The organism is Kitasatospora putterlickiae, from assembly GCF_039527695.1.
GTDB classification, from domain to species: Bacteria; Actinomycetota; Actinomycetes; order Streptomycetales; family Streptomycetaceae; genus Kitasatospora; species Kitasatospora putterlickiae.
Genome location: NZ_BAAAKJ010000065.1, coordinates 1 through 2,224 on the forward strand (window position 1 = coordinate 1; position 2,224 = coordinate 2,224).

2 pseudogenes are annotated in these 2,224 nt (G+C 76.8%); both read left to right on the top strand.

Features of this window, described 5'->3' with window-relative positions:
* Positions 1–1,406: pseudogene (locus ABD308_RS07410) on the top strand (hypothetical protein); the annotation flags it as partial.
* Positions 1,396–2,224, top strand: a pseudogene (locus ABD308_RS07415) (hypothetical protein); the annotation flags it as partial. The pseudogenes ABD308_RS07410 and ABD308_RS07415, both read left to right, overlap by 11 nt.

Sequence of the window (2,224 nt, forward strand, 5' to 3'; positions counted from 1 at the left end):
CCCACGGCGCCCCGGTGCCGGGCACCGTGGGACGCCGCCGCGGGCTGCCGCTGGCGACCCTGCTGACGACGCTGCTGGCGACGGCCGCCGCCGTGTTCGGCGTGGTGCACTACGCACCCACCGTCTACCCCCAGGTCATCGACGGCCCCTACCTGAACGTCACCCAGGCCGACCTGGACGCCCGGGTCGAGGAGATCGCCGCCGGGCTCACCGCCGACCCGGTCTACCAGGACCCGTCCGGCCCCGACGCGCTGACCGCCGCCGACCTGCCCGCGCTCCGGCAGCGGCTCGCCGAGATCACCGCCCAGGGCCCGGTGCACGTCGTGGTCACTCCCACCGGCAGCGACGACGAGACCGACCACGACAGCGACCTGCTGCTCGCCCTGATCCACGAACGCACCGGCCGCGACGGCGTCTACATCCTCGTCGACCCGCTGACCGGCGTGATCGACCTCGACAGCTACGGCACCGACCACGACACCCTTCGCCGCTTCTCACGCCTCCCGACCGGGGTCAGGTACGCGTACGGGGAAACCAAGGGCCCGAACGTGGCGCCGCGGCTGGCCCAGGTGCTGGACGCCGTCGCCGCCGCCGAGCCGAAGCCGGGCCACGACCCGGCGGAGCGCCCCACCACCCTGCCCCCGCTGCACGACAACCGGCTGCCCGCCCTCTTCAGCAACGACTTCGGGAGCGGCACCGCACTCGGCGCGATGCTGCTCGGCACCCTGCTGGTGCTGGCTTGGGCCGCCCTCGCCACCGCCCGGGCCGTGATCCGCTCCCGGCGCACCCGCGCGGCCGGCTCCTCGCCGCAGCGCACCGGGCCGAGGCACGGCACCCCGCTGCCGTCCCCGCGACAGCTGCGGGCCTGGGCCGGCGAGGACGTCCGTGAACTCGCGACCCGACTGGCAGCCGCCGACCAGGACGCGCCCGGCCGCGCCCGCGCCTGGGACTGCCTGGACGCCGCTCAACTCCTCGCCGGCGGCAGCGCGCAGCGCCCCGGCGAGGAGGCCGGGCCCGGGGACCTGGCCGCCGTCGTGGTACTCGCCCAGGCCGGGCTCGCCGCTCTCCGCGGCCACCTCCACCCCACCGTCTGCCGGCTCAACCCGCTGCACGGCGAAGCCACCGGCGGCCCGGTGCCGGCCTGGTTCGCCGGGCTCGGTATCGGCCCGGGGTCCGCGCGGCTGTGCCCCGCCTGCCGGGACGCCCTCCACGCTGACGGAGCCGGCCGCGCCACCGCCGACCGTGCCGCGCGGGCGGACCACGCCCGCGCCCGGCTGCTGCGCCTGGCCGGGACGGACCACCGCACCCGGATCGTCTGGGACGAGGCCGGACAGATCCTGCCGGCCGCCCTCGACGGGCTCGACGCACTCATCCTCAGGGCCAGGGAGTCCGCCAGTGTCCAGTGACCGCCCGACCGTCCACCATCCGTCCGCCGCGGCCCCCGACCGGCGTCCGCTCGGAGGGCTGCTCGCCGCGCTGCTGACGGCCTGCGCGATCCTGCTCGGCACCGGCGCCCCCGCCCGCGCCGACGGCGCGGACCCCGGAGCGGCCGTCACGACGATCGTCGAGGCGCTGGCCACCGCCCCGGTCTACGTCGACCCGTCCTTCGCGGCCGCCGTCACCGCCTCCCAACAGCGCGAACTCGCCGACCGGATCGCCGCGACCGGCCTGCCGATCAAGGTGGTGCTGGTGCCGCTGAAGAAGGGCGACGCCTTCGACGGCAGCGCCGAGTCCCTGGCCGCGGTGGTTCACGAACGCCTCGGCCTGCCGCGGCTGATCCTGCTCACCAACGACGCGTACGCGAGCTGGCTCAAGGGCACCGAGTGGCCGGACGACACCCACCAGGCCCGCGACGCGGCGATGGCCGTGGGCATGCTCAAGGAGCTCAAGGACGCCGGACTCGCCGCCCGCGTCGGCCGGGCCGTCCAGTTGATCGGCACCGGCCGGGGAACCGAGGTCTACCAGGCCGAGGCCGCACGGGTCGACCGCGAGTACTCGGCCCGCCCCCGGGCGAAGGACCGGGCCGCCGACTCCTCCTCCAGCGGCTCGGGGACCGTGCTCGCGGTCGCCGTGCTGGTCCTCGCCGTCGCCGGCGCCGTCCTCCTGGTGCGCCGCCGCCGCTCGCCCCGGCACACCGCCTTCACCTTCCCCGACGCCGTCTTCGCCGCCGAGCAGGCCGCCGACGAGGCCGGACTGCGCCGGCAGGCCGCCGACGAGGTGCTCG